The 24,911-nt window shown below is 44.1% G+C and carries 25 protein-coding genes and 1 tRNA gene; 18 read left to right on the top strand and 8 right to left on the bottom strand.

The genetic code is table 11. The features are described from left to right. Window positions 1-293 precede the first annotated feature (293 nt). From ADU37_RS02210 to ADU37_RS02225, 4 genes are read left to right on the top strand one after another with little or no spacing between them, the layout of a single operon-like run. Window positions 294-524, top strand: a complete 231-nt coding sequence (locus ADU37_RS02210) for an LSm family protein (protein WP_058946082.1) — start codon at window positions 294-296, stop codon at window positions 522-524. Between the two features lie 17 nt (window positions 525-541). Further along, on the top strand, window positions 542-730 hold the full coding sequence (locus ADU37_RS02215) for a 50S ribosomal protein L37e (protein ID WP_058946083.1): 189 nt from the start codon (window positions 542-544) through the stop codon (window positions 728-730). A 55-nt stretch (window positions 731-785) separates the two neighbouring features. Beyond that, the gene (locus tag ADU37_RS02220; protein WP_058946084.1) at window positions 786-1,790 is read left to right on the top strand and encodes an ABC transporter substrate-binding protein; all 1,005 of its coding nucleotides are present in this window, start codon (window positions 786-788) and stop codon (window positions 1,788-1,790) included. A 60-nt stretch (window positions 1,791-1,850) separates the two neighbouring features. Then, entirely contained in the window at window positions 1,851-3,215 is a 1,365-nt protein-coding gene (locus ADU37_RS02225) for an MATE family efflux transporter (protein ID WP_058946085.1), read from the top strand. On the opposite strand, the gene ADU37_RS02230 is transcribed toward ADU37_RS02225, so the two are convergent. The 3 genes from ADU37_RS02230 to ADU37_RS02240 all read right to left on the bottom strand — a co-directional run bounded on the left by ADU37_RS02230 (window position 3,216) and on the right by ADU37_RS02240 (window position 4,785). Further along, window positions 3,216-4,352, bottom strand: coding sequence for a tRNA (guanine(10)-N(2))-dimethyltransferase (locus ADU37_RS02230; RefSeq protein WP_058946086.1), 1,137 nt, complete (start codon window positions 4,350-4,352; stop codon window positions 3,216-3,218). A gap of 31 nt (window positions 4,353-4,383) precedes the next feature. Next, window positions 4,384-4,647, bottom strand: coding sequence for a 50S ribosomal protein L35ae (locus tag ADU37_RS02235; protein ID WP_058946087.1), 264 nt, complete (start codon window positions 4,645-4,647; stop codon window positions 4,384-4,386). Window positions 4,648-4,708: 61 nt separating this feature from the next. After that, window positions 4,709-4,785: transfer RNA gene (locus ADU37_RS02240), tRNA-Phe, on the bottom strand. Between the two features lie 144 nt (window positions 4,786-4,929). Here ADU37_RS02240 and ADU37_RS02245 point away from each other — a divergent pair. Both ADU37_RS02245 and ADU37_RS02250 read left to right on the top strand, forming a co-directional pair. Continuing rightward, entirely contained in the window at window positions 4,930-5,439 is a 510-nt protein-coding gene (locus ADU37_RS02245; protein WP_203226258.1) for an Hsp20/alpha crystallin family protein, read from the top strand. 75 nt (window positions 5,440-5,514) lie between these two features. Next, window positions 5,515-7,947, top strand: a complete 2,433-nt coding sequence (locus ADU37_RS02250; protein ID WP_058946089.1) for a CDC48 family AAA ATPase — start codon at window positions 5,515-5,517, stop codon at window positions 7,945-7,947. Window positions 7,948-8,124: 177 nt separating this feature from the next. Here ADU37_RS02250 and pfpI read toward each other — a convergent pair whose 3' ends face one another. After that, the gene (gene pfpI, locus ADU37_RS02255) at window positions 8,125-8,625 is read right to left on the bottom strand and encodes a deglycase PfpI (RefSeq protein WP_058946090.1); all 501 of its coding nucleotides are present in this window, start codon (window positions 8,623-8,625) and stop codon (window positions 8,125-8,127) included. Window positions 8,626-8,771: 146 nt separating this feature from the next. Between pfpI and ADU37_RS02260 the strand changes: the two genes are divergently transcribed. The 5 genes from ADU37_RS02260 (at window position 8,772) to ADU37_RS02280 (ending at window position 11,278) form a co-directional block, all read left to right on the top strand. Continuing rightward, window positions 8,772-9,188 (top strand): YhbY family RNA-binding protein, encoded by a 417-nt coding sequence (locus ADU37_RS02260; protein ID WP_058946091.1) that lies wholly within the window; start codon window positions 8,772-8,774, stop codon window positions 9,186-9,188. A gap of 3 nt (window positions 9,189-9,191) precedes the next feature. Next, window positions 9,192-9,644 (top strand): 30S ribosomal protein S19e, encoded by a 453-nt coding sequence (locus ADU37_RS02265; RefSeq protein WP_058946092.1) that lies wholly within the window; start codon window positions 9,192-9,194, stop codon window positions 9,642-9,644. 70 nt (window positions 9,645-9,714) lie between these two features. After that, window positions 9,715-10,053: a DNA-binding protein gene (locus tag ADU37_RS02270; protein WP_058946093.1), complete on the top strand. Its 339-nt coding sequence runs from the start codon at window positions 9,715-9,717 to the stop codon at window positions 10,051-10,053. Further along, complete coding sequence (locus ADU37_RS02275) at window positions 10,016-10,330, top strand: hypothetical protein (RefSeq protein ID WP_058946094.1); 315 nt, start codon at window positions 10,016-10,018, stop codon at window positions 10,328-10,330. Before ADU37_RS02270 ends, ADU37_RS02275 begins: the two co-directional genes overlap by 38 nt. Window positions 10,331-10,378: 48 nt before the next feature. Then, window positions 10,379-11,278, top strand: coding sequence for a transcription initiation factor IIB (locus ADU37_RS02280; RefSeq protein WP_058946095.1), 900 nt, complete (start codon window positions 10,379-10,381; stop codon window positions 11,276-11,278). A 22-nt stretch (window positions 11,279-11,300) separates the two neighbouring features. Here the strand turns inward: ADU37_RS02280 and fen are convergent, their stop codons facing one another. Continuing rightward, complete coding sequence (fen, locus tag ADU37_RS02285) at window positions 11,301-12,323, bottom strand: flap endonuclease-1 (protein ID WP_058946096.1); 1,023 nt, start codon at window positions 12,321-12,323, stop codon at window positions 11,301-11,303. Continuing rightward, window positions 12,323-12,742: a phosphate-starvation-inducible PsiE family protein gene (locus ADU37_RS02290; protein WP_058946097.1), complete on the bottom strand. Its 420-nt coding sequence runs from the start codon at window positions 12,740-12,742 to the stop codon at window positions 12,323-12,325. The genes fen and ADU37_RS02290 overlap by 1 nt, the downstream gene beginning before the upstream one ends. A gap of 456 nt (window positions 12,743-13,198) precedes the next feature. Here ADU37_RS02290 and ADU37_RS02295 point away from each other — a divergent pair, with 456 nt between their 5' ends. The 5 genes from ADU37_RS02295 to acs all read left to right on the top strand — a co-directional run bounded on the left by ADU37_RS02295 (window position 13,199) and on the right by acs (window position 18,354). Next, complete coding sequence (locus ADU37_RS02295) at window positions 13,199-14,554, top strand: S1 family peptidase (protein WP_058946098.1); 1,356 nt, start codon at window positions 13,199-13,201, stop codon at window positions 14,552-14,554. Continuing rightward, a complete protein-coding gene (locus tag ADU37_RS02300) occupies window positions 14,545-15,171 on the top strand; it encodes a hypothetical protein (RefSeq protein ID WP_058946099.1) in 627 nt (208 codons plus the stop codon). The genes ADU37_RS02295 and ADU37_RS02300 overlap by 10 nt, the downstream gene beginning before the upstream one ends. Window positions 15,172-15,359: 188 nt before the next feature. Continuing rightward, entirely contained in the window at window positions 15,360-15,686 is a 327-nt protein-coding gene (locus ADU37_RS11555) for a hypothetical protein (RefSeq protein ID WP_238981986.1), read from the top strand. Between the two features lie 37 nt (window positions 15,687-15,723). After that, window positions 15,724-16,731 (top strand): adenosylmethionine-8-amino-7-oxononanoate aminotransferase, encoded by a 1,008-nt coding sequence (locus tag ADU37_RS02305; RefSeq protein ID WP_238981987.1) that lies wholly within the window; start codon window positions 15,724-15,726, stop codon window positions 16,729-16,731. A gap of 234 nt (window positions 16,732-16,965) precedes the next feature. Beyond that, on the top strand, window positions 16,966-18,354 hold the full coding sequence (gene acs, locus ADU37_RS02310) for an acetate--CoA ligase alpha subunit (protein WP_058946100.1): 1,389 nt from the start codon (window positions 16,966-16,968) through the stop codon (window positions 18,352-18,354). A 36-nt stretch (window positions 18,355-18,390) separates the two neighbouring features. On the opposite strand, the gene rgy is transcribed toward acs, so the two are convergent. After that, entirely contained in the window at window positions 18,391-22,035 is a 3,645-nt protein-coding gene (gene rgy / locus ADU37_RS02315) for a reverse gyrase (protein ID WP_058946101.1), read from the bottom strand. A 76-nt stretch (window positions 22,036-22,111) separates the two neighbouring features. Here rgy and ADU37_RS02320 point away from each other — a divergent pair, with 76 nt between their 5' ends. Then, the gene (locus ADU37_RS02320; RefSeq protein WP_058946102.1) at window positions 22,112-22,483 is read left to right on the top strand and encodes a hypothetical protein; all 372 of its coding nucleotides are present in this window, start codon (window positions 22,112-22,114) and stop codon (window positions 22,481-22,483) included. Here ADU37_RS02320 and ADU37_RS02325 read toward each other — a convergent pair. Further along, window positions 22,452-22,991 (bottom strand): SWIM zinc finger family protein, encoded by a 540-nt coding sequence (locus ADU37_RS02325; protein WP_058946103.1) that lies wholly within the window; start codon window positions 22,989-22,991, stop codon window positions 22,452-22,454. The genes ADU37_RS02320 and ADU37_RS02325 overlap by 32 nt on opposite strands. A gap of 117 nt (window positions 22,992-23,108) precedes the next feature. Here ADU37_RS02325 and infB point away from each other — a divergent pair, with 117 nt between their 5' ends. Next, complete coding sequence (gene infB / locus ADU37_RS02330) at window positions 23,109-24,902, top strand: translation initiation factor IF-2 (protein WP_058946104.1); 1,794 nt, start codon at window positions 23,109-23,111, stop codon at window positions 24,900-24,902. The last annotated feature ends 9 nt before the right edge of the window (window positions 24,903-24,911 follow it).

Consider the following 24,911-nt stretch of genomic DNA (forward strand, 5'->3'; position numbering starts at 1 on the left):
ACTTTAGAGTTCCTTTTGGGCTCTGCCTCGTACTCTTTAGCAGCTTCAAGGAGGCTCAGAGATATTTCAAGAGACTCTCCACGGTTGTTATTATTAAAATCTTTTTTCCTTTTCAACTCCTGAGACCCGTTCCATGACCGTTCTTGATACATAGATTAGCTTCATTTTTTCAACCTAACCTTCTTTTGCTTTCCCCCTTAATTAGACTTATGCTCAAGAAGGGAAAGAGTTATAAAGCAAACTTCCCGTTATCACTGTGAGCTCTATCTTTGATTATTTAGGAGGGAAGAAAAATGGCGGAAAGACCACTCGATGTTATACACAAGTCACTTGATAAGGAAGTTTTGGTGATCCTCAAGAGAGGAGCTGAGTTTAGGGGAAGACTCATCGGTTATGATATCCACCTGAACGTTGTTTTGGCTGATGCCCAGTTTATTGAAGAGGGTGAGCCAAAGAAGAACTATGGCAAGATCGTTATTAGAGGGGACAATGTTTTGGCCATCTCCCCGGTTGAGATAGAATGAGCGAGAGGTGAGGCTTCGTGGGAAGTGGAACAGCCCCTCATGGAAAAAGAAACAGAACTCCCACTCACATAAAGTGCAGGAGATGCGGGAGAAAGTCCTTTAACGTTAGAAAAGGCTACTGTGCGGCCTGCGGTTTTGGAAGAAGCAGTAGAATGAGGAAATACAGCTGGAGTCACAAGTGGAAGAAGGCAAAGAACGTCCTCTGATTTTCTTTCTTTTTTGGAGATAAATTATAAAAGCACTACGTTCTTATCCTTTCTCATGAGTGCCAGAGATGACATTTTGAAGTATCTTTGGGAAAAATCCCATGAAGGGGCACTTCAAAGTGAGCTTTACGAACTCGGGTACTCCAGATCCACGATAGCTGAGGCCATTGAAAGCCTCGAATCTGAAAAAAGAATTGTGAGAAGAGAAGTTGGGAGAAAGGCATATAGGATATGGATTGTTGAAGAGGCGCCGTTTCCTATTAAGGGACTTCTCAGGCTTGGGGTGTTAAAGGCCGCTGAGTATCCCCATGCCCTTTTGACAGCCAGAGATCTTGAAAAAAAGCATGATGTTAGGGTAATCGTTTACAGCAGCGCTTTGGAGCTTACCAATGCCTTAGCATTGGGCAAAGTCGATCTGGCATGTTCACCATTAGTGACCCAAGTACTTTTTGGACTTTTGACCAAGAGTTTGAGAATCGCTGCGGGCTGTGGTTTTGGGGGAAGTGGCCTTGTTGTTAGGAAAGAACTCAAAGAGGGAATAATCATAGGCTCGTCTGAGCTCTCCACGATGGAAACGATGCTGAAGCTCTTTTTAGAAAAGCACGATCTCATTGGCAAGGTTAACGTGGTCTACTTCAGGAAGCCGGAGGAGATAATAAAGTCATTTTTAGAAGGGGAAATTGACGGTCTGAGCATATGGGAGCCCTATCTGAGCAAGCTGGGAAAGAAAGGGTTTAAGGTGTATAGGTACACGGAAAAGTTTGGTCTTTATCCTTGCTGTACTTTGGGAGTAAATAGGGAGTTCCTAAAAACTAACGGGGAGATTTTCAAAGAATTTATGGAGTTGTACAAGGAGAACACCGAAAGGTTAAAGGAAAGGAAGGAAGAAGCTTTGGAGATAATGGTTCGCCTCTTTGGATTTAGCAAAGAAGAAGCAAAAGCGGGGCTAAAAGGATTTGTTTTTGATTACAGATTGAGCGAAGAGCAGATAGAAGAAGCCTTAGAGCGCTTTGGTCTTAAGGTCTTCAACCTCGATTCCCTTTTAGCAAAAGATTTTTAACCCCCTATGCTTCTTTTTATTCTGTCTCTAACCGTTAAGACAATAATCTAAGTGAGCACCATGGACGGCGAACTAAGAAAAGGGCTATGGGCGTTAGCATGGCCTGCCATCCTCGCTAATATAGGCCAGACGCTGGTAAACCTAGTGGACATGATAATGGTGGGACAGCTCGGCTCTTTGGCCATAGCAAGCGTTGGCCTTGGGGGGCAGTTTTCTTGGTTTATGATGCCGCTCATGTTTGCAATCTCTACTGGAACCCTTGCACTGGTTGCCAGATTTGTAGGTGCCAAGGACATTGAGACCGCTGAGAAGGTGCTTGAGCAGAGCATATATCTGGCATTTATAATGAGCATTCCGGTGATGCTGTTCGGTCTTTTCTTTGGAGATGATGCGTTGAGAATAATGGGTGCGAGTGAAGAGGTTGTGAGACTTGGGTACTCGTATATCCGTGTCTTCTTCCTGTTTTATCCTGTGAATTTTATGGCATTTGCAGCTTTTAGTGCCCTTAGAGGTGCCGGAGATACAAAAACCCCAATGAAGCTTAGTTTGCTTACCAATGGGGCAAACGTTTTCTTAAACTACGGTTTAATATTCGGGCACTTCGGTCTTCCGAGGCTTGGGGTCGTTGGAGCGGCGTTAGCTTCAGGCTTATCAATTCTCCTTGCCTTTATAGTGGGGTTGGTTCTCTTTCTAAGGGGTTCTCTCGTTTTAAAGTTTAGACCATCCTTTAAACCTGAACTCGAAACCATAAAGAGAATCTTAAGAATAGGGATCCCTGCAACCATTGAAAGGGCTATCTTCAGCTTTTACAACTTCCTCTACATCAGTATAGTCACGCGTTTTGGTACCATAGCCTTGGCGGCCCATCAAGTGGGCCTCAGGGTGGAGAGCATTGCCTATATGCCCGCATTTGGGTTTAACGTTGCTGCATCAGCTTTAGTCGGTCAGAGCCTTGGAGAAGGGAATCCAGAGAAGGCTGAGAAAGTAGTCTATGAGGCATTAAAAATGGTCTCCGTGTTCATGGGGGTTATGGCAATAATACTGGTGGTTTTCCCCAAATACCTTGTCATGCCGTTTGTCACAAAGAGCGACCCGAACTATGCCGAAGTTCTTAGGCTCGCAAGCATCTACCTCATAATCGTGGGAATAAGTGAGATTCCGCTTGGGTGGACTTTTGTTCTCAGCGGTGCCCTCAGGGGTGCTGGAGACACGAAGAGCCCTATGTATGTAACGGCCATAAGCAAGCTCTTGTTTAGAATAATACCTTCCTACATTCTCGGCTTTGGGATTTCACTCTGGATAATTCATATCGAGGGAATGGGAGTTATTGCGGCATGGCTTGCGATGACACTGGAGACCTTCACAACGGCGCTCTTCTTCTGGTGGATATTCAAGAGGGGAAAGTGGAAGTACATAAAGGTGTAGCTACTGGAGAGATTTTAGAGCTTCCAGCACCTCTTCAAAGGGAGCGTCGGTTTTTATTGCAGTCGGAGAGAAGTGCGTTCTGCTAACTCTATATCCCTTTTCTTGGAGCATAGCCGCTATATCTGAAAGCTTTCTTACCTCAAGGGAGTTTCTTCTTGCCAGAGCGTGGATATCGTAGAAAAATGGAACGTCAAGCTCTTCAACAACAACGTTCAAAAATTTGGAGACTTTCTTTTTCTCGGCCAGTTCGCCTTTATCCTCGGCGTTCATCTTCTCCACGATCTCTTGGCTCTTAAGGGGACCAAGCCACAGCGGTCCAAAGGCGTCCGGTTTACTTGGCAGAAAGGCCCTCTCAACTTTAAACTTCCCCGTCTTTTTGTCGAAGTAAAGATACCCGAGGTTTTTGAGGGCTTTATCTCCTTCCTTTGCACCATCTTTTAGCCTTAAGAACGCTCTGAAGTAGTGGTCTTTGTAGTAGGCAAAGAGAACTTCAACACCGAGATCATATTTTGCCGCATACCTCACAGCAGTTCCGATTAAAATCCTCAAACCGCTTTCGTGGCATAATTCTCCCCTTACTGGTTTTGCATTATACTTTCGCAGGCATGCCTCTGGATGAGCTCCGCAAAGGGGAGCTGTATCTGTTGCCGTCAGTGCAATGACCCCTTTTCTCTTTACACTCCTAAGGGAAGAATCGAGGAACTCCACTGGAGAGCCAAAAGGATCGAGGTCAAGGAAGTCAAAGTACCTGAACTTTTCAGCCATTAAAAGGTTTGCATCTTTGTTTTTGGCTATTAACGTTTTTTTGTCCTTTAAAGTTGCGGATTTCTCATTAATCTCTACTTCTCCTTCAAAATTAAGCTTCAAATTTTCAATTATCAGCTTAAACGCCTCGGGATTTATATCGTTGAGCCAGATTTCATCCACATCGGTTTCCAAGGCGTATCTTATTCCCCTAACACCTGTGGCGGATAAAGCGTCTAAAACTCTCTCCGCCTTTACAACCCTTAGGAGAAGAACGCTCAGGTCTCTGTTAAGTGCCATTACTGGATTGTAAAATACTGGAGCATCGTAAATACGCTCTGCTTTAGGCACAAGAATTTCGGCTTTCCCTTCTTTGAGTTTGATTAACTCCATTAAGTTGCCTCCAAAAAAGAGGAGAGAGAGTTCACTTTATTTCAACATAGTCTCCTAGAGCTTGGCCGGGCAAGGGCCTCTCGAACCTTACCTTTACTTCCCCCCTTGTGCCGTGGGCCCTTGTGATTTTGCCAACAAGGAGCTTTCCGGTTGGGCTCTTCCAAATTACTTTCCTTCCTATTAGCCCCGAGGCCTGTTCTCTGCTGTCGATTCCAAGAGGCTTAATAATCATGTGGTTGTTGTGCTGGTTCTCTTTACTTCTCATATAGCTCAACACTATGCCCTTCATTATCATCACCGGAAATCACTATGGAATGGGACTTTTAAATTTTTATGTTGCCTTAGAAGCGCAGAAGTGGTGGGGCGAGGGGGATTTGAACCCCCGACACCCGGATCTTCAGTCCGGCGCTCTCCCAGGCTGAGCTACCGCCCCGCACTCAAAGTATAAAAGGTTAAATCCGCTTTATAAATCTTGCGGTGAGGTTAATCTTACCCTTTTATACTAAAATCGAAAAGTTTATAAAGGGTTACCATTTTAATAACTATTGGTAACCAAAAGTGGGGGGAGGTGATGGGGATGGCAAGGAGATGGTGGAGGAGAGACATATGGGATCCGTTTGACATAATGAGAGAGATTCAGGAAGAAATAGACGAGATATTCAACGAATTCTTCAGGGGTCCCAGACTCTGGAGCTACAGAACATTCGGCGAGCCAAGAGAGGAGTTTGAAATGAGAAGCGAGGGCGTATGGAGGGAACCATTCGTTGACATCTTTGACACCGGTGAAGAGTTCGTTATCACCTCTGAGCTTCCAGGAGTCAGAAAAGAAGACATCAAGGTAAGGGTGACAAGTGATACAGTTTACATAGAAGCCCAGGTCAGGAGAGAACAAGAACTTGAGAGAGAAGGTGCAGTAAGGATAGAGAGATACTACAGCGGCTACAGAAGGGTTATCAGATTGCCAGAGGAAGTCATCCCAGAGAAGGCAAAGGCCAAGTACAACAATGGTGTCCTTGAGATAAGGGTTCCCAAGAAGCACCCGACAAAGAAGGAAGAAAAAGAAGGATTTGAGGTTAAGATTGAGTGATTCCTTTCGTTATTTTTGAATTTTTGCTTAAATAAGCGGTATCACGATCATCACACTAAAATGGAGGTGAGATGGATGGCAGAAAAGAGAGAAACCAGGCTTAAAGTTGCTTCCGCTTACCAGAGGGATGTTGGTAGGGGGATTGTTAGGATTGATAGGAGTGCAATGAGAAAGATTGACGTCCAGCCCGGGGACATAGTGGAGATTATCGGTGCCAAAAACACAGCGGCAGTTGTTTGGCCCGCATATCCTGAGGATGAGGGGCTCGGCATAATTAGAATGGACGGTACAATAAGAAAGAACGCCGGCGTTGGTCTTGGAGACGAGGTGACCATAAGAAAGGCAGAGGTCAAGGAAGCACAGAGAGTTGTTTTGGCTCCTACAGAGCCCATTAGGTTTGGGCAGGACTTTGTTGACTGGCTTCATTCAAGGTTAGTTGGGAGACCTGTAGTCAGAGGGGACTACATTAGAATAGGTGTCCTTGGACAGGAGCTTACGTTTGTCGTCACGGCGACAACACCTTCCGGTGTAGTCCAGATAACGGAGTTCACCGAGTTCACGATCTCAGAGAAGCCCGTAAAGGAGGTCGCAAAGACACCGGCTCTGGGGGTTACCTATGAGGACATTGGTGGTCTCAAGGACGTTATACAGAAGATTAGAGAGATGATTGAGCTCCCCCTCAAGCACCCGGAGGTTTTTGAAAAGCTTGGCATTGAGCCGCCTAAGGGTGTTTTGCTTTATGGTCCTCCGGGTACTGGTAAGACTTTGTTGGCTAAGGCTGTGGCCAACGAGGCTAATGCTCACTTCATAGCGATTAATGGGCCGGAGATCATGAGCAAATACTACGGAGAAAGCGAAGAAAGACTAAGAGAAGTTTTCAAAGAAGCTGAAGAAAACGCTCCCAGCATAATCTTCATTGATGAGATTGATGCAATAGCGCCGAAGAGGGAGGAGGTTACGGGTGAGGTTGAGAAGAGGGTTGTTGCTCAGTTGCTTACCCTAATGGATGGTTTGAAGAGTAGGGGGAAGGTTATAGTTATTGGTGCTACTAATAGGCCTGATGCAGTGGATCCGGCTCTTAGGAGGCCGGGCAGGTTTGATAGGGAGATTGAGGTTGGAGTTCCAGACAAACAGGGAAGAAAGGAAATACTCCAAATCCACACAAGAGGAATGCCAATTGAGCCAGACTTCAGAAAGGTAGATGTTAAGAGAATCCTTGAGGAGCTTAAGCAGGACGATAGGTTCAAAGAATCCGCCGAGAGAGCCCTTGAGAAGATAGACACAGTACCGGACAAGGACGAGGACATTAAGAGATTACTCAGCGAGATTGACGAAAGACTCTATGAAGAGGTTAGGCATCGTTTGATTGACCTTCTCCTTGAGGAGCTTGCTGAGAAGACTCATGGATTCGTTGGTGCCGACTTGGCGGCATTGGCAAGAGAAGCCGCAATGGCTGCGTTGAGAAGACTCATCGAGGAGGGCAAGATAGACTTCGAGGCAGAGAGCATTCCGAAGGAAGTACTTGAAGAGCTCAAGGTAACCAGGAGGGACTTCTACGAGGCACTGAAGATGGTTGAGCCTTCAGCTCTAAGGGAAGTTCTTTTGGAGGTCCCCAACGTTAGGTGGGAGGACATTGGAGGTCTTGAGGAGGTTAAGCAACAGCTCAGAGAAGCCGTGGAGTGGCCGCTCAAATATCCGGAGGCATTTATGGCCATGGGAATCACTCCACCGAGGGGAATTCTCCTCTACGGTCCCCCAGGTACTGGTAAGACTTTGCTGGCTAAGGCAGTGGCAACGGAAAGCGAGGCCAACTTTATAGGCATTAGAGGGCCAGAAGTGCTTAGCAAGTGGGTTGGTGAGAGCGAGAAGAACATAAGGGAGATCTTTAGGAAGGCAAGACAGGCAGCTCCAACCGTAATATTCATTGACGAGATTGACGCTATAGCTCCGAGAAGGGGTACAGATGTTAATAGGGTTACTGATAGGCTTATTAATCAGCTTTTGACTGAGATGGACGGGATTGAGGAGAACAGCGGTGTCGTGGTTATTGCTGCCACAAACAGGCCTGATATCCTTGACCCGGCTTTGCTTAGGCCTGGCAGGTTCGATAGGCTTATCTTAGTTCCAGCCCCGGATGAAAAGGCAAGGCTTGAGATCTTCAAAGTCCACACAAGAAATGTTCCGCTTGCAGAGGACGTCAGCTTGGAGGAACTCGCAAAGAGAACTGAAGGCTACACGGGTGCTGACATTGAGGCAGTTGTGAGAGAGGCGGCATTAAATGCCATGAGAAGGGCAATAGCGGAGGGCATTATCAAGCCCGGCACAAGGGCAAGCGAGATTAGGCAGAAAGTCAAGGTTACAATGAAAGACTTTGAGGAAGCGCTCAAGAAGGTCGGCCCAAGTGTTGGCAAGGAGACGATAGAGTACTACAAGAAAATAGAGGAAATGTTCAGCAAAGGTAGGGCTGAATTAACTAGAGGGGAGAACAGAGACAGGGGAGTCCTCTGACCCCTTTCGATATTTTAATTTCCTATTTTTGATTCACGTTCTCAGTTCATCCTTTGGGCACTCAATTTGATTTCTTGCCCGTACTCATCGAAATCAATGTTTCTTTCTGTCTTTTCAAAACATGCCAAACGGAATTGCTATTTGTAAGTTTAAACCTAAAAAGAAAAGGAGGGGCATTCACTTCAAGAGCTTTACGAATTCCCTCATCCACGCGTATAAATCCCCGGGATGTCTTGAACTTATCCAGTTGCCATCAACGACGACTTCCTTGTCAATGTACTCCGCACCCGCGTTTATGAGATCGTCCTTTATTGTGACAACACATGTTCCTTTTCTCCCCTTTAAAACTCCAGCAGAGATGAGTATCTGCGGGCCGTGGCATATTGTTGCTACTGGCTTTCCAGCCTCGAACATCTTTTTAGCTATTTCAACGGCCTTTGGGTTTATCCTAACTATCTCTGGAGCTCTTCCACCAGGCAATACGAGTGCATCGAATTCCTCTGGATCTACTTCCTCAAACAGCAGATCAACCTTTACAGAGTAGCCGTGCTTTCCAGTTATGGTCTCCTTCTTGTTACTCGCTATGTAGACCTCATGCCCCTCCTCTTTTATGCGGTGGAGGGGGTATATTAACTCCAAGTCCTCGAATCCATCGGCACTTAAAAACAGCACTTTCATTGCTATCACCAATATAACGTTAAGACCAAAACTTAATAAGGGTTTTTGGTCAAAAGTGTGCAACACTTTAAGCAAGGTTTAAAAAGGGCTTCTCCTAAAAAACTTCGCGTCCGTGAGTAAGGGCGAGATTGCTTGAGGTGAGAGAGATGGAAAAGCGCTTACCTGGAACGGTGAGAAGAGCTATAAGGGCTAAATATTACGATATTGAACCTAAAGCGTGGATTGGTAAGAGAGGGTTAGACGATAGCGTTATTGACGAGATCAATACTCAGCTTAAGAAAGATGGGATATTAAAGGTTGAAATAAAAAAAGGTGCTTTAATATCAACCCAGATGGACAGAAAAGCGATAGCAGAGAAAGTTGCAGAGCTTACGGATAGTGAACTTATTGATGTGAGGGGCAAAAGGTTTATATTGTTCCGTCCCAGAGAAGGATGGGAAAAGTATTTAAAGAAGCTCAGGCTTAAGGAACTCTCGAAAGAGAGACGGGAGGAAAAACCCGTTAAGAAAGTCAAGCTCGACATTGCTCAATTTAGGAAAAAGTTCAAGAAAGGGAGGGAGTGAAGAATGGCAACAGTTTATGACGTTCCCGGTGATTTGCTCGTTGAGAGGGTAGCTCAAAAATTGAAAGAGATTCCCGAAATAAAGCCACCTGAGTGGGCACCCTTCGTTAAAACAGGCAGGCATAAGGAGAGACTTCCAGAGCAAGAGGATTGGTGGTATTATAGAGTGGCTTCAGTCTTGAGAAAGATATACATTGACGGACCAGTTGGGATTGAAAGGTTAAGGACTTGGTACGGTGGAAGGAAGAACAGAGGGCACGCTCCAGAGCACTTCTACAAGGGAAGCGGAAGCATAGTTAGGAAAGCCCTTCAGCAGCTTGAAGCGGCAGGGTTTGTCACAAAGGTGCCTGGAGAGGGAAGGGTAGTTACACCAAAGGGAAGAAGCTTCCTTGACAAGGTAGCTACGGAGCTCAAGAAGGAGCTCGAAGAGGTAATTCCAGAGCTTAAGAAGTACTGATGTTCTCTTGCTTTTTGGCTTTAATCAGTTTTTGGATACTTTTAAATATCATTTTATCCGGGGTGGTGTGATGGCCGAGGATATAGAGGAAATCAGAAAGAGAAAACTTTTGGAGCTTCAGAAGAGACTTGCAGAGCAACAAAAGGCAGAAGAAGAAAGGGTAAGGCAGGAGATGGAGTTAGAGGCTCAGCTAAATGCTATAATGAAGCAAATTCTCACGCCTGAAGCGAGGGAACGGCTTACGAGGGTTAAACTCGTAAGACCTGAGCTTGCGAGACAAGTGGAGTTGATTCTCGCTCAGTTATACCAAGCCGGTCAGATAACCGAGAGAATCACGGATGAAAAACTTAAAAAGATTTTAGCTCAAATAGATGCCAGAACGAGAAGAGAATTTAGGATTAAATGGTGACAAAAACGTGAGAATTAGAGACGTCATCAGGATACTAAATGAAAAGGGCGAGGTTAGTTTGGATATCTGGAAGCCATTATCGGCAAGAAAGAGCAGCGATGGAACCCTTGATATTCTTTACCGCAACCTTGTTGTTGGAAGTGAGAGAGATCCGGTTTTCCTTTGGGTGTATGTCAACGTCCTTGAAGACGATGTCAGAGTGCTTGAGAAGATCACCTTTAAAAAAGAGCATGTAAACTGGATAACAAATTCAATATTAAAGTTTGGAAAAACTTAAGGTTTATATAAGGGAATTGACAAGTTTACTGACCGTGGGGGTGTAATTGTGACTAAGCATAGGGTTTGCCCAGTTTGCGGTTCCGAGAAGTTTGTTTATGACCCCGAAAGGGGAGAGGTAATCTGTGCAAATTGTGGTTTTGTAATTCAGGAGAACATTATTGATATGGGTCCCGAATGGAGGGCATTTGACGCTTCTCAAAGGGAGAAGCGTTCTAGGACTGGTGCGCCTGAGAGCATTCTGCTGCACGATAAGGGCCTTTCGACGGATATTGGTTACGACAGAAATGTTAAGGGCTTGATGAGGGAGAAGATTTACCGTCTCAGGAAGTGGCAGAGCAGGTTGAGGGTTAGCGATGCCGCCGAGAGAAATCTTGCTTTTGCCTTGAGTGAGCTCGACAGACTTGGTGCGAGGTTAAACCTTCCAAAGCACGTTGAAGAAGAGGCTGCGAGGCTTTACAGGGAGGCCGTTAGAAAAGGCCTTATTAGGGGCAGGTCGATTGAGAGTGTTATTGCTGCCTGCGTTTACGCTGCATGCAGACTCTTGAAGATTCCGAGAACTCTCGATGAAATTGCAGATATTGCCAAGGTCGACAAGAAAGAAATTGGCAGGAGCTTCAGGTTCATTGCGAGGAATTTGAATTTGACTCCCAAGAAGCTCTTCGTGAAGCCGACTGATTACGTTAACAAGTTTGCCGATGAGCTCGGCTTAAGTGAGAAAACCAAGAGAAGGGCAATAGAGCTCCTTGAAAAGGCTTACGAGATGGGCTTGACGAGTGGTAAAAGCCCTGCTGGCCTTGTTGCTGCTGCACTTTACATAGCCGGTCTTCTCGAAGGAGAGAAGAGAACTCAGAGGGAAGTGGCGGAAGTGGCAAGAGTAACAGAGGTCACAGTAAGAAACAGGTACAAAGAAATAGTAGAGAAACTAGGGCTAAAGCTCCCACTTTGAGCTTATCTGGGAATTTGCTTTATCATTTTTTAAACCAGCTGTCCAGCGTAAACTGTTTTCCGGCCTTAACTGTTTTTTTAAGCCTTTCTAAGCCGTTTTTAACTCTTTCTTCACTGAACTCGTGTTCATCACAGAGGAACTTTAATATTCCTTCTTCATCGGGCATTTTCCATTCGAGCTTGTATTCGTCTGTTGTCGGCGGGTTTAGGAAGAAGTCTTTTATTGCATAGAGATCAACGTCGCTCATTTTTTGGTACTTTGCCAGGGGATCCTTGGAGTATCTGACTATTTCAAGGGCTGTTTTTGGCCCAATCCCTTTTATGCCTCCGGGATTGTAGTCCGTTCCCACAAGAATTGCAAGTTCTATCAGCTTTTCCCTCGTTATCTTAAGCTCTTTTAATACCTCTTCAAGAACTATGAGCTCCGGTTTAACTTCCACGTAGATGTCCTTCCCGGGGAGCTTTCTTTTTCCAGTTATGGTGAGGTTCCTCACTAGCCTTGGTGTTCCGAAGAGGAGCGAGTCGTAATCCTGGCTCGCCGAAGCCCAAACGTGCCCTTTGGATGCCATATAAGCTGCCTGCGCTTCACCTTCGCTGGGAGCCTGCACCCACGGAATTCCCATAAGCTCTAAAAGCTTTTTAGCCTCCTCGATAAGCATCTCATTTACTTTGCTCGCCCGCTGTGCGTATTTCTTTGCCTCTTCGATATCACCTCTTGCCAGGGCCTCTTCCCATTTTTCCTGCGCTTCCTCCCTGGCTTCGGCTCTCTTTTCAAGCTCCTTTTTCTTGAACTCCGGAGGCTTCCCATCGAATACATACGCAGGCTTTATACCCACTTCCATTAGGTTTATAGTCCTGTAAAAAAGCCCCGAAAGGTGGGAAGTTATCCTTCCCTTGGAATCCATTAAAGGAGTCCCGTCTCGCTGCCTTATCGTTGAGAGGAACTGGTAGATAGCGTTAAATGCATCTATAGCAACTTTTCTTCCGTTTAAATTTTCAAGCTCAAGTTCTTTCCTCGGTAAAAGCTCACCAATCTGTACTCCCATTACTCACCACCTATCCTAATGTATAGATGCCCAAGTATAAAAAGCAATCCACCGACGGCAAAGAGCTTTAATGCATCGAGCTCCCTAAAATCCGAGGCAACGATGAGCTTTTGGACAAGTGCCACGATTCCAACCTCAAGAATGTGGGATATGCTCACACGGTGTTGCCTCAAATAGATTATCAAGATTCTGTAGGTTTCTATCAGGATAATTGTCACGAGTATGTTCGCAATCAGAAGTTTTGGGTCGTTGACCTTGTAAGTTAGCTTAAAGTTAAGGTAGATGGAGTACAGGGTGAGGTAGAGTATGAAGAACAGGAACACCATAACAACTGCATCAAAGGAAATCTCTAAGGTTTTTCTGAAAAGCTTATGAATTTGGGTATATTGGGCTGTTTTTTCATCTTCAATCTTCGTCATCTCTATCAGCCTACCGGTGTGTTCATCACCCTCTCAGGGAGGGGAAGGGTCATCACCATTTTCTATTTTCTCTTCATGGCTTTAAAGCATTGCTCCTTTTTGTTAGATTATGGGATTTATGCCATTCAAAGCGATCCCGGAAACCAATGATAGCTTGTAAACGTACATAAAAACCCTAGTTCTCACCACCCGTGAGGCAATCCCTCATCTTCACGGCCAGAATCGCCCCAAAACCCTTATCCAAAAACAAGAAAAACCAGTGAACTTCTCAACAATCACCCGGAGTTTCTCCTTGACAACGCTCATATCATGAAGTTAGGGATCAACAGAGGTGATTACTCATCAAGATTTTTGATTTTTAATCTCTTCAAAGCTTAGCTTATTTTACTATTATAAATCAAAAAAGTTAAATAGTTTGGTAGATATAACGATTATGAAAACTTTGTGGTGGTGTCAATGCGGTGGAAACTGCTTGGTGTTTTGTTACTTGGTTTGTTGATTTTGAGTTCTTTTGGTAGTGCGGGAATTGGTAACAGTGATAAGGACAAGGCTTGTCGGCTTGTGAGGTACTGGGTTTTTGAAAATGGGAGGTGGGTTGAGAAAAGTGAGCCCAGAGTTTGGTGGTACTGTCAAGAGCCTGAAAAAGTTAAGGGTTTTAGGGGTTTTGCATTTAGAGAAATGCCCTACGGATTGTTCAAGAGGCCTGATGTTGGTGTTTTACATCAAGCTGTAAGGGATTTGGCTGGTTTGATGGGAATTGATGAGCTTCATGGGGAATTCTCCGCCAATTTGCCTTCTTACGGAGGAATGTTTATTAACGAAGAGAAAGGATTAATTTTCGTGTACGTGAAGGATGAGAAGGACAGGGAGAAAATCAAACAAGCATTAGAAAAATACAGAGGAAAAGTAAACATAGTATTCCTAAAGAGTAAATACAACTTTGAAGAACTGTTAAAGTGGAAAGAAAAGACAAGAGAACTTTTTAGAATCAAAGAACTTGAAGTTACAATGCTCGACGCCGATGAAGCCCACAACACCTTAACCATCGGTTTAGCAGATGTAACACCAGAGAAATTGCAACTCCTTGAAAATGAATTAGAAAAAATAGGAATACCAAAAGAAGCAGTAAAGATAGAGAAAAGAAAGCCAGGCATGCCTACGTTATCACCAACGGACAAATTTGATACTCTTATTGGTGGAATTAAAATAACTGCTCTCAGAGGATCATGCACGCTGGGATTTACATCCAAAATTAACGGAGAAGATTATTTTGTAACAGCTGCACATTGTGCAGAATTTGGGGTAACTGGAGAACCCGTATATCAACCCTGGGGTATTGGTTCATGGCGTAAAGTCGGAACCATTATAAAGAATCCACCCTTAAGTTCAAACTTTCCTTCGAGGCTTACAGATAGCATGTTAGTCAAAGTTTCGGGAAGAGATATTGATCACAGGGTTTACTCAAATTGGAATGTTATCGGAACGGCAGAAAGTTACGTAGGAGCCTATGTTTGTAAAATGGGAATAACTACATACACAACATGTGGGTACATAACAGAAACACACAGTTCAATTGGTATTGACAGAGATAAGGACGGGTACACTGACTATTGGCTCTTTGATGTTGGTATAACTTGTTGTATGGATAGTGATGAAGGCGATAGCGGTGCTCCGGTCTTTTATAAATCATACTACACAAACGACATCAGTATCGTTGGCATCCTAAACGGTAAGTACTACGATGGAATATATTACAGTGAAATCGATGGTATATTTTCAGAACTTGGTAATATGGAGGTGTCATGGAGTTGAAAAGACTTTTCCTCCTTCTCCTCCTTTTGATTTTATTGATATCCATATTCTATATCCCTTCCTATGTGAAAAAGAGAACTGCAAACTTTGCAGTGAACGTTTACTATCCAGGAGAACTTGAGTACAAGGGCTATGAAATTGAGGGAGACAAAATAATCTTTGAGTTTGAGGTTAAAGAGAAGAGTGACGAGATTATTAGGAACCGTGCCTTTCAAAGAATAATCAAGCTATTTGGAAAGAGTCCTTGGGATGTACCTGATGTTTACGTATCTATCAATGGAGAGATGCTTGAAGCGTATTTTGGAGTAAGTGATTTCGTGACAATGAGCTATTGTGCTTCACCCTATGATATGGAAGAACTCGTTGAAATCTACACTCCAAATGGATATCAGTTTAAAGATATCCATCTCAAAAATAAAAGTTTAGTTATAGCTCTGGAAAAAGGCAATCAAACAAAACCAAAAATTGTGAAATATGAATCTTTAGCTGGGATAATCAATGATCTAAGGCATAATCGGATAAAAGTGGTTTATGTGAGTGAGAATAAAATGTGGAATGGCGTAATTGGAGATAAAGGCCCCAAATGTCCCGTTTTCATTTTACCAGAAATTCCATAAAGGCAAATTGGATATCTCATCCCTCTAAATAGAGAAAAATCAATAAAAATAACTGCTACTGATAACATGTTCAACAATCTTGAGGCAAGTTAATGATAGGCTAACCAGAGGTGAGAAAAATGCGAGCTATTTTCCGAATTATCTCCATTTTGTTTCTTGGCATCATCCTCTTGTCATCGGGGATTGCTATGACAAATGCTCCAGTAAACCCTCTGTGGAGTTTGAGCATACAAGCAAAACATATTGATGTTTCCAGTGATTTTATATTGATAATTTCTAATGATACCCTTCATGTATTTGACAAAGTTGGAAACTTAATATTAGAGGAACCAGCTCCATTATGGGCCGGAGTTGTTGAAGGGGGTCTTATAACAATTGAAGATACAAATTCTACTGAAATGATTAATGGTATTGGACTGAAGATTCTCCGCATTGTTTGGATAAGTTTACAGAATTATTCCTCAGAGAGCTATACAGTTAAAGTAAAAAACTCTTCCATGGTGGTTAATTGCTAAAGGAGATAAGCAGATAGCTCTTGTTGACCTTGAACCCATGGGATATTCAAAACTCTATGTCCTCGGGAGAGATGGAATATTGCTGTCAACTAACCTCTCGGTATATCCCTCTGATATACTAATAAAAGACAGCTCCATCTATGTTAAGGGTATTAGCGTTATTCAAAAGTTTCTGGATGAACAAGAACTCAATTTAAAATTTCCAATATGCAACTATCCAAAGAGTTTTGATGCCCATGGGAACTTCCTCGCAGTCCTGCTGATGAATGGCTCCCTATCTTTGATGGAAAATACAAAAGTACTATGGATGAAAGATCTTGAGTTTAGGGAAGGAAAGATACACGAGTGCCTATATGATACACACATTTCCCCAATATATGGAAACGTCAGGTTCTTTGGAAACTATGTGCTTGTTGGCATAGATGATAGAGTTGAGCTTTACTCCCTTAACGGCACTCTCTTCTGGAGATTCAAGCTTGATGGGAATATTACGTCTCTTGAGGCGTCAGACCTATTAGCTCTCGCCGTAACTCCTAACAAAGTATATTTCATCTCAAAAAACGGGATTTTAGGAAGCTATACAACTAATGTCAAACACGTTGCAGTTTTCGGACTAGACGCTGTGATAGCGGATTCCCAGGGAATATCTTTTCTCACATTTAAGCCATTTGTAACTGTTACAGAGATTGATGAGAGTATCGCAAGGGAAGTGTTTTCTAATGAAACACCTGATCTCCAGATTGTTCTCGGAAAAGCTGCAGCTAAGTTTGTTAATGCGATCTTTACAAGAGATACCATGGAATTTAATGGGATTATTTATAAAAGCGCTTGGAAGAGAGAAGATTACTGTCTAATTCAGCCCGGGAATGGGAGGGGGTTCATAGTAGGAACGCATAGATACGGAACCAAAGCTTGTTTGCTTTATTACAAAGAAAGAAAACCCAAAAAGCCTGTGCTAATCAGATGGAAGGATTTAAACAGAAATAGCAAAGTTGAGGTGGAAGAGATTGAAGTTGTATTTATGGAAAATTCCCGAGAACCATAAAACCCACAGCACTTTAAACCTGAACAACAATATGAGATTGGTCCATCTAAGGGAAGAATTTTCATTGCTGTTTCAGAGATTACAATGAGATAAGAATGGCTCCTCTCACCCAACGATCGTTCAAAACCATTGGTTTCTTTAACAAACGCCGATATCCAAGTCGTCAAATGAATAAGAGAAAAGTTATAACTCCTCTTTCGCATTAACCTTTGTAAAGTTCATGGGGTGGGGGAGATGAGCGTAGAAGCACTTTTCAAACCAAAGAGCGTTGCCGTTATAGGCGCTTCTGATAAGCCCGGGAAGATAGGCTACGCGGTTATGAAGAACCTCATCGAGTACGGCTACGAGGGCAAAATCTATGCCGTCAACGTCAAGGGCGGGGAGATGGAGATAAGCGGGAGAAAGTTCCCAGTATACAAAAGCATCCTCGATGTTCCTGATGAAGTTGACATGGCCGTTATAGTTGTCCCGGCCAAGTTCGTTCCCCCTGTGGTTGAAGAGTGCGGAAAAAAAGGCGTTAAAGTTCTCCCCATCATAAGCTCGGGCTTCGGTGAATTGGGTGAAGAGGGCAAGAAAGTTGAAGAAGAGCTTGTTAAGACAGCCCACAAGTACGGCATGAGGATTTTGGGTCCAAACATCTTCGGTGTCGTTTACACTCCAGCAAAGCTCAACGCCACCTTCGGCCCGACAGATGTAATGCCCGGCAAGCTCGCCCTCATCAGCCAGAGCGGTGCCCTCGGAATAGCCCTTATGGGATGGACAATACTTGAGAAGGTCGGTCTTTCGGCTGTCGTCAGCATTGGAAACAAGAGCGATCTTGACGATGCCGATCTGCTTGAGTACTTCGAGGAGGACGAGAACACCGGTGCTATTCTCATCTACATGGAGGGCGTCAAGGACGGAAGGAAGTTTATGGAAGTCGCGAAGAGAGTTTCAATGAAGAAGCCGATCATCATCATAAAGGCCGGAAGGAGCGAGCGCGGTGCTAAAGCCGCTGCCTCACACACGGGTTCACTTGCTGGTGCAGACAGCATCTACACTGCTGCATTCAAGCAGAGCGGCGTTCTTAGGGCTTTAACAATTGGCGAGGCTTTCGACTGGGCGAGAACCCTCTCGAACCTTCCCGAGCCCGAGGGAGAGAACGTCGTTATTCTCACCAACGGCGGTGGAATAGGCGTTATGGCAACCGATGCAGCTGAAGAGGAAGGATTGAAGCTCTATGACAACCTTGAGGAGCTTAAGATCTTTGCAAATCACATGCCGCCATTTGGAAGCTATAAGAATCCAGTGGATTTGACGGGTATGGCCGGGGCTGAGGCCTATGAAGGTGCAGTTAGAGATGCCCTAGCTCATCCGGAGATGCATGCAATAGCCGTTCTCTACTGTCAAACAGCCGTTCTCGATCCAAGAGACCTCGCAAAGATAGTCATCAATGAATATGAGGCAAGCGGAAGGAAGAAGCCAATAGTGGTTGCCATAGTTGGTGGCGTTGAGGCCAAGGAAGCAATTGATATGCTCAACGAGAACGGAATTCCGGCATATCCAGAGCCCGAAAGGGCCATTAAGTCACTTGCGGCTTTATACAGGTGGCACAACTGGAAAATGAAGCATAAGAAAGAGTGATTTCCTTTTTCTTCTTTTTCATTGATAAAAAGGAAATCAGGCAATGTACTTTCTTATCTCCTCGTACATATCGTTCAGCACTTCTTGGTAATCTACCTTGTTTTCCTCCACAAGATCCATGAGTTCTTCCAGCTGTCTGGTTCTTTCCTCACTCACAAGCTCCTTGTATTTTGTGATCAGGTAGTGGTAAACCTTTGTGCCCAGTTCTGTTGGCACTAACTTTTTCCTTCCCTTCGTTTCGATAACGTAGTGCCTGTCTAAGAGAGTTTTGACTATCTTTGCATACGTAGAAGGCCTACCGATTTTGCGCTCCTTCATAAGGGCAATTATGTCTCCCTGAGTAAACAGAGGCACCTTTGAGGCCCTCCATTTCTTGATGTCCTTAACCTTAATCCTCTGTCCTTTTTCAAGTTTGGGAAGCTGTTTTAGAGGTGGGGTTCTAATCCTTGTCCATCCATCGAAGAGTATCTCCACGTAACCTTCTACTTCCGCTTTTGCTACCTTTGCATCAATAACTGCCTTTTCATAAAGTATTTTTGCCGCTTTCATCTGGGAGGTCATGAAGCGTTTGAATATCATGTCATAGAGTCTGAAGTGGTCTCTTGTTAGACCCCTTGCCAGGGTTATTATTCCATCCCTCAGCAACTGCATGAGTCTTCCAGTGTCTATGGGTCTTGTGGGCCTTATACACTCGTGTGCTCCCTCTTCACCCCACTTCCTCGGAGCGAAGTAATCTTCGCCAATTTCTTCGGTGATGTACTCCTTGGCCACCTCAACACCAACGTTGCTCACGTGGGTGGAATCCGTTCTTATATAAGTTACCAGACCGAGTTCAAAGAGGTCTTGGGCGAGTCTCATAGTGTAGTCGGTCGAAAATCCTAGGAATCTTGAGGCGTCTTGAAGCATTGTATCGGTGGTGTACGGTGGGAGGGGATTTAAATCTCTCTCTTCCAGCTGGACTTCTTCCACGATAACTTCTTGAACTTCTTCCTTAACTCCCTCCAGTGTAACTTCCAAGTCGTTTTCAAGCGTTAGCCTCGTGAAGTCGGTTTCACTTTCCACGAACTCCTTATATCTCTCTATGACCCAGCCCAGAACGGGGGTTTGGACTCTTCCAGCTGAGAGATAGGTGTTCTCAAAGACCTCCCAAAGCTTCTGGCTGAGCTCAAACCCTATCCATCTGTCCTCTATTCTCCTCACAAGCTGGGCGTTTACCCTTGCCTCGTTCACATCTCTTGCCTCTTTAAGGGCCTTTAGAATAGCGGGCCTCGTAACCTCATGGAACTCTATCCTCTTTATGGTTGGGGCATAGGGGGAGAGGACGTTTCTTATGTCCCATGCTATCTTTTCACCCTCAACATCGGGATCCGTTCCAATCAATATTTCGTCAACCTCTTGGGCAATTTCCCTCATTGCAATCACGTTTTCGAGGGCATCCCTCACGTCTCTTGAACCACATCTGGGACATACTCCTTTCTCTTCCCAGTCCACAAACTGGTGTCCACACTCCCTACAGCGCTTTAGGGTATCGTAAACTGGAACAAAGTAGAGCTTTCCGTCGTTTTCCTTTATCAGAACTCCATGGTAACCTTCGTTTGTAACGAGATCAAACATATGCCCTCCGCTTGCCAGTATGGTGAGCATTAGTTCTCCCATGCTTACTTCATACGCTACCAAATCACCGATACGCCTCTTGCTTGGCTGTCCAAAGAAACTTGCAATGGTTCTGGCCTTGTTTGGTGATTCCACTATCATAAGGGCAGATTTTACAAGATCTTTTGTCTTCTCTGCTATCTTGCCCTCCATGATGAGCTTGACTTTCTCCCTATCGGCGTCAATCTCTTTCAGTATCTCCTCCAAACTGAGCTCGGTGAAGGGCTTCATCTCAAACTCTGCAAAGCGCCAGCGCATTTGTCTCTTCAGACCATTGAAAACCTTCTCGTTGTCCACTATCACAACGCTAAGCCCCTTTGTAATACCCCCAGCAAAAAGCCTCGAAGTCCTTCCCGTGGCCTGTATGTACGTCCTCACGTCGGGAATCTCTATGTACCACTTTCCTTCCTCTTTCTTAAGGCTGACAAAAGGATCTTCTTTTATTCTTTTTAGGACTTCGGGCTTCCTCAACACGCTCCTAAGAAACTCGACGGCCTCTCTAAAGACCTCAAGAACGTGATTTGAGAACCCCTCTAAGGGCAATCCCTCAGCTAATGCCTCCTCTATCTTTAGGATTTCAAACTGTGGGATATTCCTTATGAGCCTCCTTAGCCTGGCATACAGCTTTTCGGCGTTTCTTCTGTTTTCATTTTCGAGGAATTCCATGAGCTCACTCATCAGCCCTAAAACTCTATATATGGTGGGCTGTTCAAGGTCTATGCTGAACCGGAACTTTGGAACCCCGGTAAATATGGCGTATCTTATTAGGTGGGGCAAATCAAGCCCCCTAACAATGGAGCCATAATACGTGGCAACTCCTATTAGATAATCAACCTCCCCCTTCTCGAATCTTTCAAGCCCCTTTTTGTTCCTTGCCGAGACTAACTCCACCTTAAATCCTAAATCCTGCAGGTAATTCGTTAGTTTCTCCGCATACGCTATTCCCTGATCAATTGGGACGAATATGAGTCCTCCCGGGCCTAAAGTTTTTAACAGCTCTTTGACGTGCTCCTCTATTGGTTTTTCGGGGAAGATATAGCTGTCCACGACGTTTCTCAGCGCAGATCTTCCACTTCCCACCTCAAAATCGAGAAGCTCACGGTAAAGCTTTATTCTGTCTCCCCTTGCACTTCCGGTAGCGGAGGCTACAATTAGAACTCCAATTTTGTTTTCTCGCTTAAACTTTATAATCTCCCTCTCAACTGCGTTTATTTGCTTGTTCAGCTCTTTTAACTGCTCATTTTTGCCATTACTGTTGCCGTTTAGGTATTTTGCCATCTGTTTTTTGAGCTTTATAATCTCCCATGCTTTCTGGATTATCTCTTCGGTAAAACCGAGGAGAATAAGGGAGCGGTCTATGTTCTTTGAAGCCTTTAGGAAAGCATCAACATCATCTACAAATATGAAGTCAAACCTTTTATCCTTGAGAAGCTCAAAATTCCTCGCCAAATACTGTGTGGAGGTTATAAGGATGTCAAAATCCCCGCTCTGGATCTTCTGTAGCATTTCATCCTTTTCCTTTTTCTTCATGTTTCCGTGGTAGTAAGCTAAGTTAACGCTTACCCCGGCTTTTTCTGCAAATGTCTGGACTCTTTTGATTGTCTGAATTACCAGAGGTGTTGTTGGCAAAATTATATATGACTTTTTACCTTGTTTTGCGTAGTAAATCGACATGAAAGCCCCAAAAACGCTTTTTCCCATTCCAGTAGGTGCTATTATGGAGAAGCTTTTTCCCCTCACCAAACGCTTGACCCAAGTTTTTTGGGCACTCCAAAAAGTGAAGCCGGTAGCTTTCTTGAAAAGCTCTTCAGCCTCGTTCAACTTTTTCTCAAGAGAATACAACTCCTCCCAGTACTTTAAAGTCCCCCTGAGCTTTAGGGCATCCCTAATTCCTTTTATCAGATCAAAATATACTTCGGCTTTTATTTCTTCATCCAGGCAGACCTCACAAGGATGCTTCCTGTATAAACGCAAATCACTTATACTGCCCTCACAGTTAGGACACATGCCCCTGTATATGGCCTTCATATTACCACCTTCCGATGCGCTTTTAGGGGATGCAAACTTTATAAGACTTTTTTTGAAGACCTTTTCGGTGAAACATATGATAGTGGAAAAACTCAAACTCACTGCAGAGCTCAGTGAACAAGAGTACAAAAGGGTAGAGGAGATAGTGGAAAAGTTGAGGAGAAAGTTCCCAAACGTTATGGTGAAGGAATATAAAACACAGAAAAAATTAACCTTTCTTGACGTAGAACTTGCTGGAAGACTTAATTTTGATGTAATTCTCGGGAAAAGAAAGGACTATTTTGTCTCAGTTGAGATGGAGGGCACCAAGGCAAAATATGCCTTTCAAATAATGAAGGTCCTTTTAGATGAAGCCGGTGTAAGTTATAGCTTCACCCTCGATGGGAAGGAGGTTTATGACTCTTTAAGGAAAAAACTCAAAGAGAGCACCCTTCTAGAGTTTCTTTGACCTTCCTTTTCAGCTCTCCGGTTAAATTGTAATCTGGAAAAAGTCTCTCGAATTCCTTGAAAATTTCCAATATTTGAAAACCTTTTTCTTTAGATGGATTAAGGCTGAACAACCTCAAGGCTTCCCCCAAGAGTCTGGCTACTTCACTCCCGCTCTCATCGTTGTTTATCTGGTATTGAAGCTCCTTTAAAATAATCTCCAGTCCCAATTCCGGATTCTTATAGAACATATATCTCTTTAAAGCTGCCTCGGGGAAAAATTCCGAGAGTGGCTCATGACTTTCTATGTAGAATCCCTCTTCAAAGGCCATTATTGTGGCGGCAACGTGTTTGCAGTCTTTTCCTTGAGGACAGGTGCACCTGCTGGAGTTTTTTGCCAAGTCGACTTCTACATAATAGGGATAAGTGCCCAAAACCTTGGAAAACAGCTTTTCTTCGTATTTTAGAACCCATAAAACCTTTCCTTTTTTGTAGTAGTTCTTCCCTTTTTGCATACTCTTCCTCTCCATGATGACCACTAAATGTGGTAAGCATGGGGATTTTTAAGGTTAACCCCTAACCTTTAAAAAGCGGGCGTTTTAGTTAATCCCACAGCGCTCATCAAAAGTTTTGTGGAGTGTGAGAGTATGAAAAAAATTAGACAACCAATTATAGCGGTTCTTGGACACGTAGATCACGGTAAGACCACAATGCTTGATAGAATACGTAACACCCGCGTAGCTGAGAAAGAAGCGGGTGGAATTACCCAGCACATCGGTGCGACTGAAGTTCCTATTGAAGTAGTTAAACAACTTGCTGGACCCCTTTTAAGTTTGTGGAAAGGCGAAATTAAACTTCCGGGATTGCTCTTTATAGACACTCCCGGCCACGAGGCTTTTACGAGCTTGAGAGCAAGGGGAGGCAGTTTAGCCGATTTGGCAGTTCTTGTGGTTGATATAAACGAGGGCTTTCAGCCTCAGACCATCGAGAGCATAGAAATTTTGAGAAAATACAGAACGCCCTTTGTTGTCGCTGCAAATAAAATTGACCGTATTAAGGGATGGAAAATCGTTGAAAACGAGCCTTTCTTGGTAAACATCAAAAAGCAGGATCAAAGGGCAGTTCAGGAGCTTGAGACAAAGCTTTGGGAGCTAATAGGAAAGTTCTATGAACTTGGTTTCCAGGCCAATAGGTTTGATCGCGTTCAGGACTTCAGAAGGGAACTCGCCATAGTTCCCGTTTCAGCCAAATATGGAATAGGCCTTCCAGAATTGCTTGTTCTTATAGCGGGTTTGGCCCAAAAGTACCTTGAAGAGAGGCTGAAGATAGAGGTTGAAGGTCCCGCGAGAGGAACTATTTTGGAAGTTAGGGAGGAAGTAGGCTTTGGAACAACAATAGACGTGATAATCTATGATGGAACCCTCAGAAAAGACGACGTAATAGTTGTGGGTGGCAAGGATAAGGCAATAGTCACAAAAATAAGGGCTCTCCTTAAGCCCAAACCTTTGGATGAGATAAGGGATCCAAGGTATCGCTTTGATCAGGTGGAAGAGGTTTCTGCTGCAGCTGGAATTAAGATAGCCGCCCCAAACTTGGAGGAAGCTCTCGCAGGTTCCCCTGTTATAGCGGCGAGAACTGAAGAAGAAATAGAGAAAGCAAGGAGAGAAATCCTTAAGCAGATAAAGAGTGTAATTATAAGCACTGACAAGGTTGGCGTTATTGTAAAAGCCGACACAATAGGAAGTCTCGAAGCGCTAAGCAAAGAACTGCAAGCGAAGAACGTCCCAATAAGAAAGGCAGATGTTGGAAACATAAGCAAAACGGATGTTATGGAGGCACTGAGCGTAAAGGAGGAGGAACCTCTCTACGGTGTTGTCATAGGTTTTAACGTGAGGGTCAATGAAGACGCAGAGGAAGTTGCAAAGGCCAAGAAGATCCCGATATTTGTCGGCAACGTTATCTATAAAATCATAGAGGATTACGAGGCATGGGTGAAGGCTGAGGAAGAAAAGAAGAAAAAAGAACTTTTAGCCCAAACAAAGTTCCCGGGAGTAATTAAGATATTCCCAGATGAACGCTACATCTTCAGGAGAAGCCATCCAGCAATAGTTGGAATAGAGGTTATTGAAGGCAGGATAAAACCGGGATATCCGCTTATGAAGCAGAATGGAGAGATGGTTGGAGTTATAAAATCAATAAAATCCAAAGAAGACTTCTTGCAGGAAGCAAAGAAGGGAGATCAGGTTGCTATAGCCATTGAGGGTGCAATAGTCGGGAGGCACATCCATCCCGGGGAGATACTTTACGTCGATATAAGCAGGGATGATGCAATAAGACTCGCGAAGGAGCTCAGAGATATGCTGGATGAGACCGACATAAAGGCATTAAAGGAAACTGCGAAAGTGAAGGCCCAAAAGGATCCATTTTGGAGTGCCCTATGATTTTAACTT

Source organism: Thermococcus sp. 2319x1 (assembly GCF_001484685.1).
Classification (GTDB): domain Archaea; phylum Methanobacteriota_B; class Thermococci; order Thermococcales; family Thermococcaceae; genus Thermococcus_A.

Coding starts and splice junctions, on each gene's coding strand:
- ADU37_RS02210 (WP_058946082.1), top strand. CDS start 294: ATGGCGGAAAGACCACTCGATGTTATACACAAGTCACTTGATAAGGAA.
- ADU37_RS02220 (WP_058946084.1), top strand. CDS start 786: ATGAGTGCCAGAGATGACATTTTGAAGTATCTTTGGGAAAAATCCCAT.
- ADU37_RS02225 (WP_058946085.1), top strand. CDS start 1,851: ATGGACGGCGAACTAAGAAAAGGGCTATGGGCGTTAGCATGGCCTGCC.
- ADU37_RS02230 (WP_058946086.1), bottom strand. CDS start 4,352: ATGGAGTTAATCAAACTCAAAGAAGGGAAAGCCGAAATTCTTGTGCCT.
- ADU37_RS02235 (WP_058946087.1), bottom strand. CDS start 4,647: ATGATAATGAAGGGCATAGTGTTGAGCTATATGAGAAGTAAAGAGAAC.
- ADU37_RS02245 (WP_203226258.1), top strand. CDS start 4,930: ATGGCAAGGAGATGGTGGAGGAGAGACATATGGGATCCGTTTGACATA.
- ADU37_RS02250 (WP_058946089.1), top strand. CDS start 5,515: ATGGCAGAAAAGAGAGAAACCAGGCTTAAAGTTGCTTCCGCTTACCAG.
- pfpI (WP_058946090.1), bottom strand. CDS start 8,625: ATGAAAGTGCTGTTTTTAAGTGCCGATGGATTCGAGGACTTGGAGTTA.
- ADU37_RS02260 (WP_058946091.1), top strand. CDS start 8,772: ATGGAAAAGCGCTTACCTGGAACGGTGAGAAGAGCTATAAGGGCTAAA.
- ADU37_RS02265 (WP_058946092.1), top strand. CDS start 9,192: ATGGCAACAGTTTATGACGTTCCCGGTGATTTGCTCGTTGAGAGGGTA.
- ADU37_RS02270 (WP_058946093.1), top strand. CDS start 9,715: ATGGCCGAGGATATAGAGGAAATCAGAAAGAGAAAACTTTTGGAGCTT.
- ADU37_RS02275 (WP_058946094.1), top strand. CDS start 10,016: ATGCCAGAACGAGAAGAGAATTTAGGATTAAATGGTGACAAAAACGTG.
- fen (WP_058946096.1), bottom strand. CDS start 12,323: ATGGGAGTACAGATTGGTGAGCTTTTACCGAGGAAAGAACTTGAGCTT.
- ADU37_RS02290 (WP_058946097.1), bottom strand. CDS start 12,742: ATGACGAAGATTGAAGATGAAAAAACAGCCCAATATACCCAAATTCAT.
- ADU37_RS02295 (WP_058946098.1), top strand. CDS start 13,199: ATGCGGTGGAAACTGCTTGGTGTTTTGTTACTTGGTTTGTTGATTTTG.
- ADU37_RS02300 (WP_058946099.1), top strand. CDS start 14,545: ATGGAGTTGAAAAGACTTTTCCTCCTTCTCCTCCTTTTGATTTTATTG.
- ADU37_RS11555 (WP_238981986.1), top strand. CDS start 15,360: ATGACAAATGCTCCAGTAAACCCTCTGTGGAGTTTGAGCATACAAGCA.
- ADU37_RS02305 (WP_238981987.1), top strand. CDS start 15,724: ATGGGATATTCAAAACTCTATGTCCTCGGGAGAGATGGAATATTGCTG.
- acs (WP_058946100.1), top strand. CDS start 16,966: ATGAGCGTAGAAGCACTTTTCAAACCAAAGAGCGTTGCCGTTATAGGC.
- rgy (WP_058946101.1), bottom strand. CDS start 22,035: ATGAAGGCCATATACAGGGGCATGTGTCCTAACTGTGAGGGCAGTATA.
- ADU37_RS02320 (WP_058946102.1), top strand. CDS start 22,112: ATGATAGTGGAAAAACTCAAACTCACTGCAGAGCTCAGTGAACAAGAG.
- ADU37_RS02325 (WP_058946103.1), bottom strand. CDS start 22,991: ATGGAGAGGAAGAGTATGCAAAAAGGGAAGAACTACTACAAAAAAGGA.
- infB (WP_058946104.1), top strand. CDS start 23,109: ATGAAAAAAATTAGACAACCAATTATAGCGGTTCTTGGACACGTAGAT.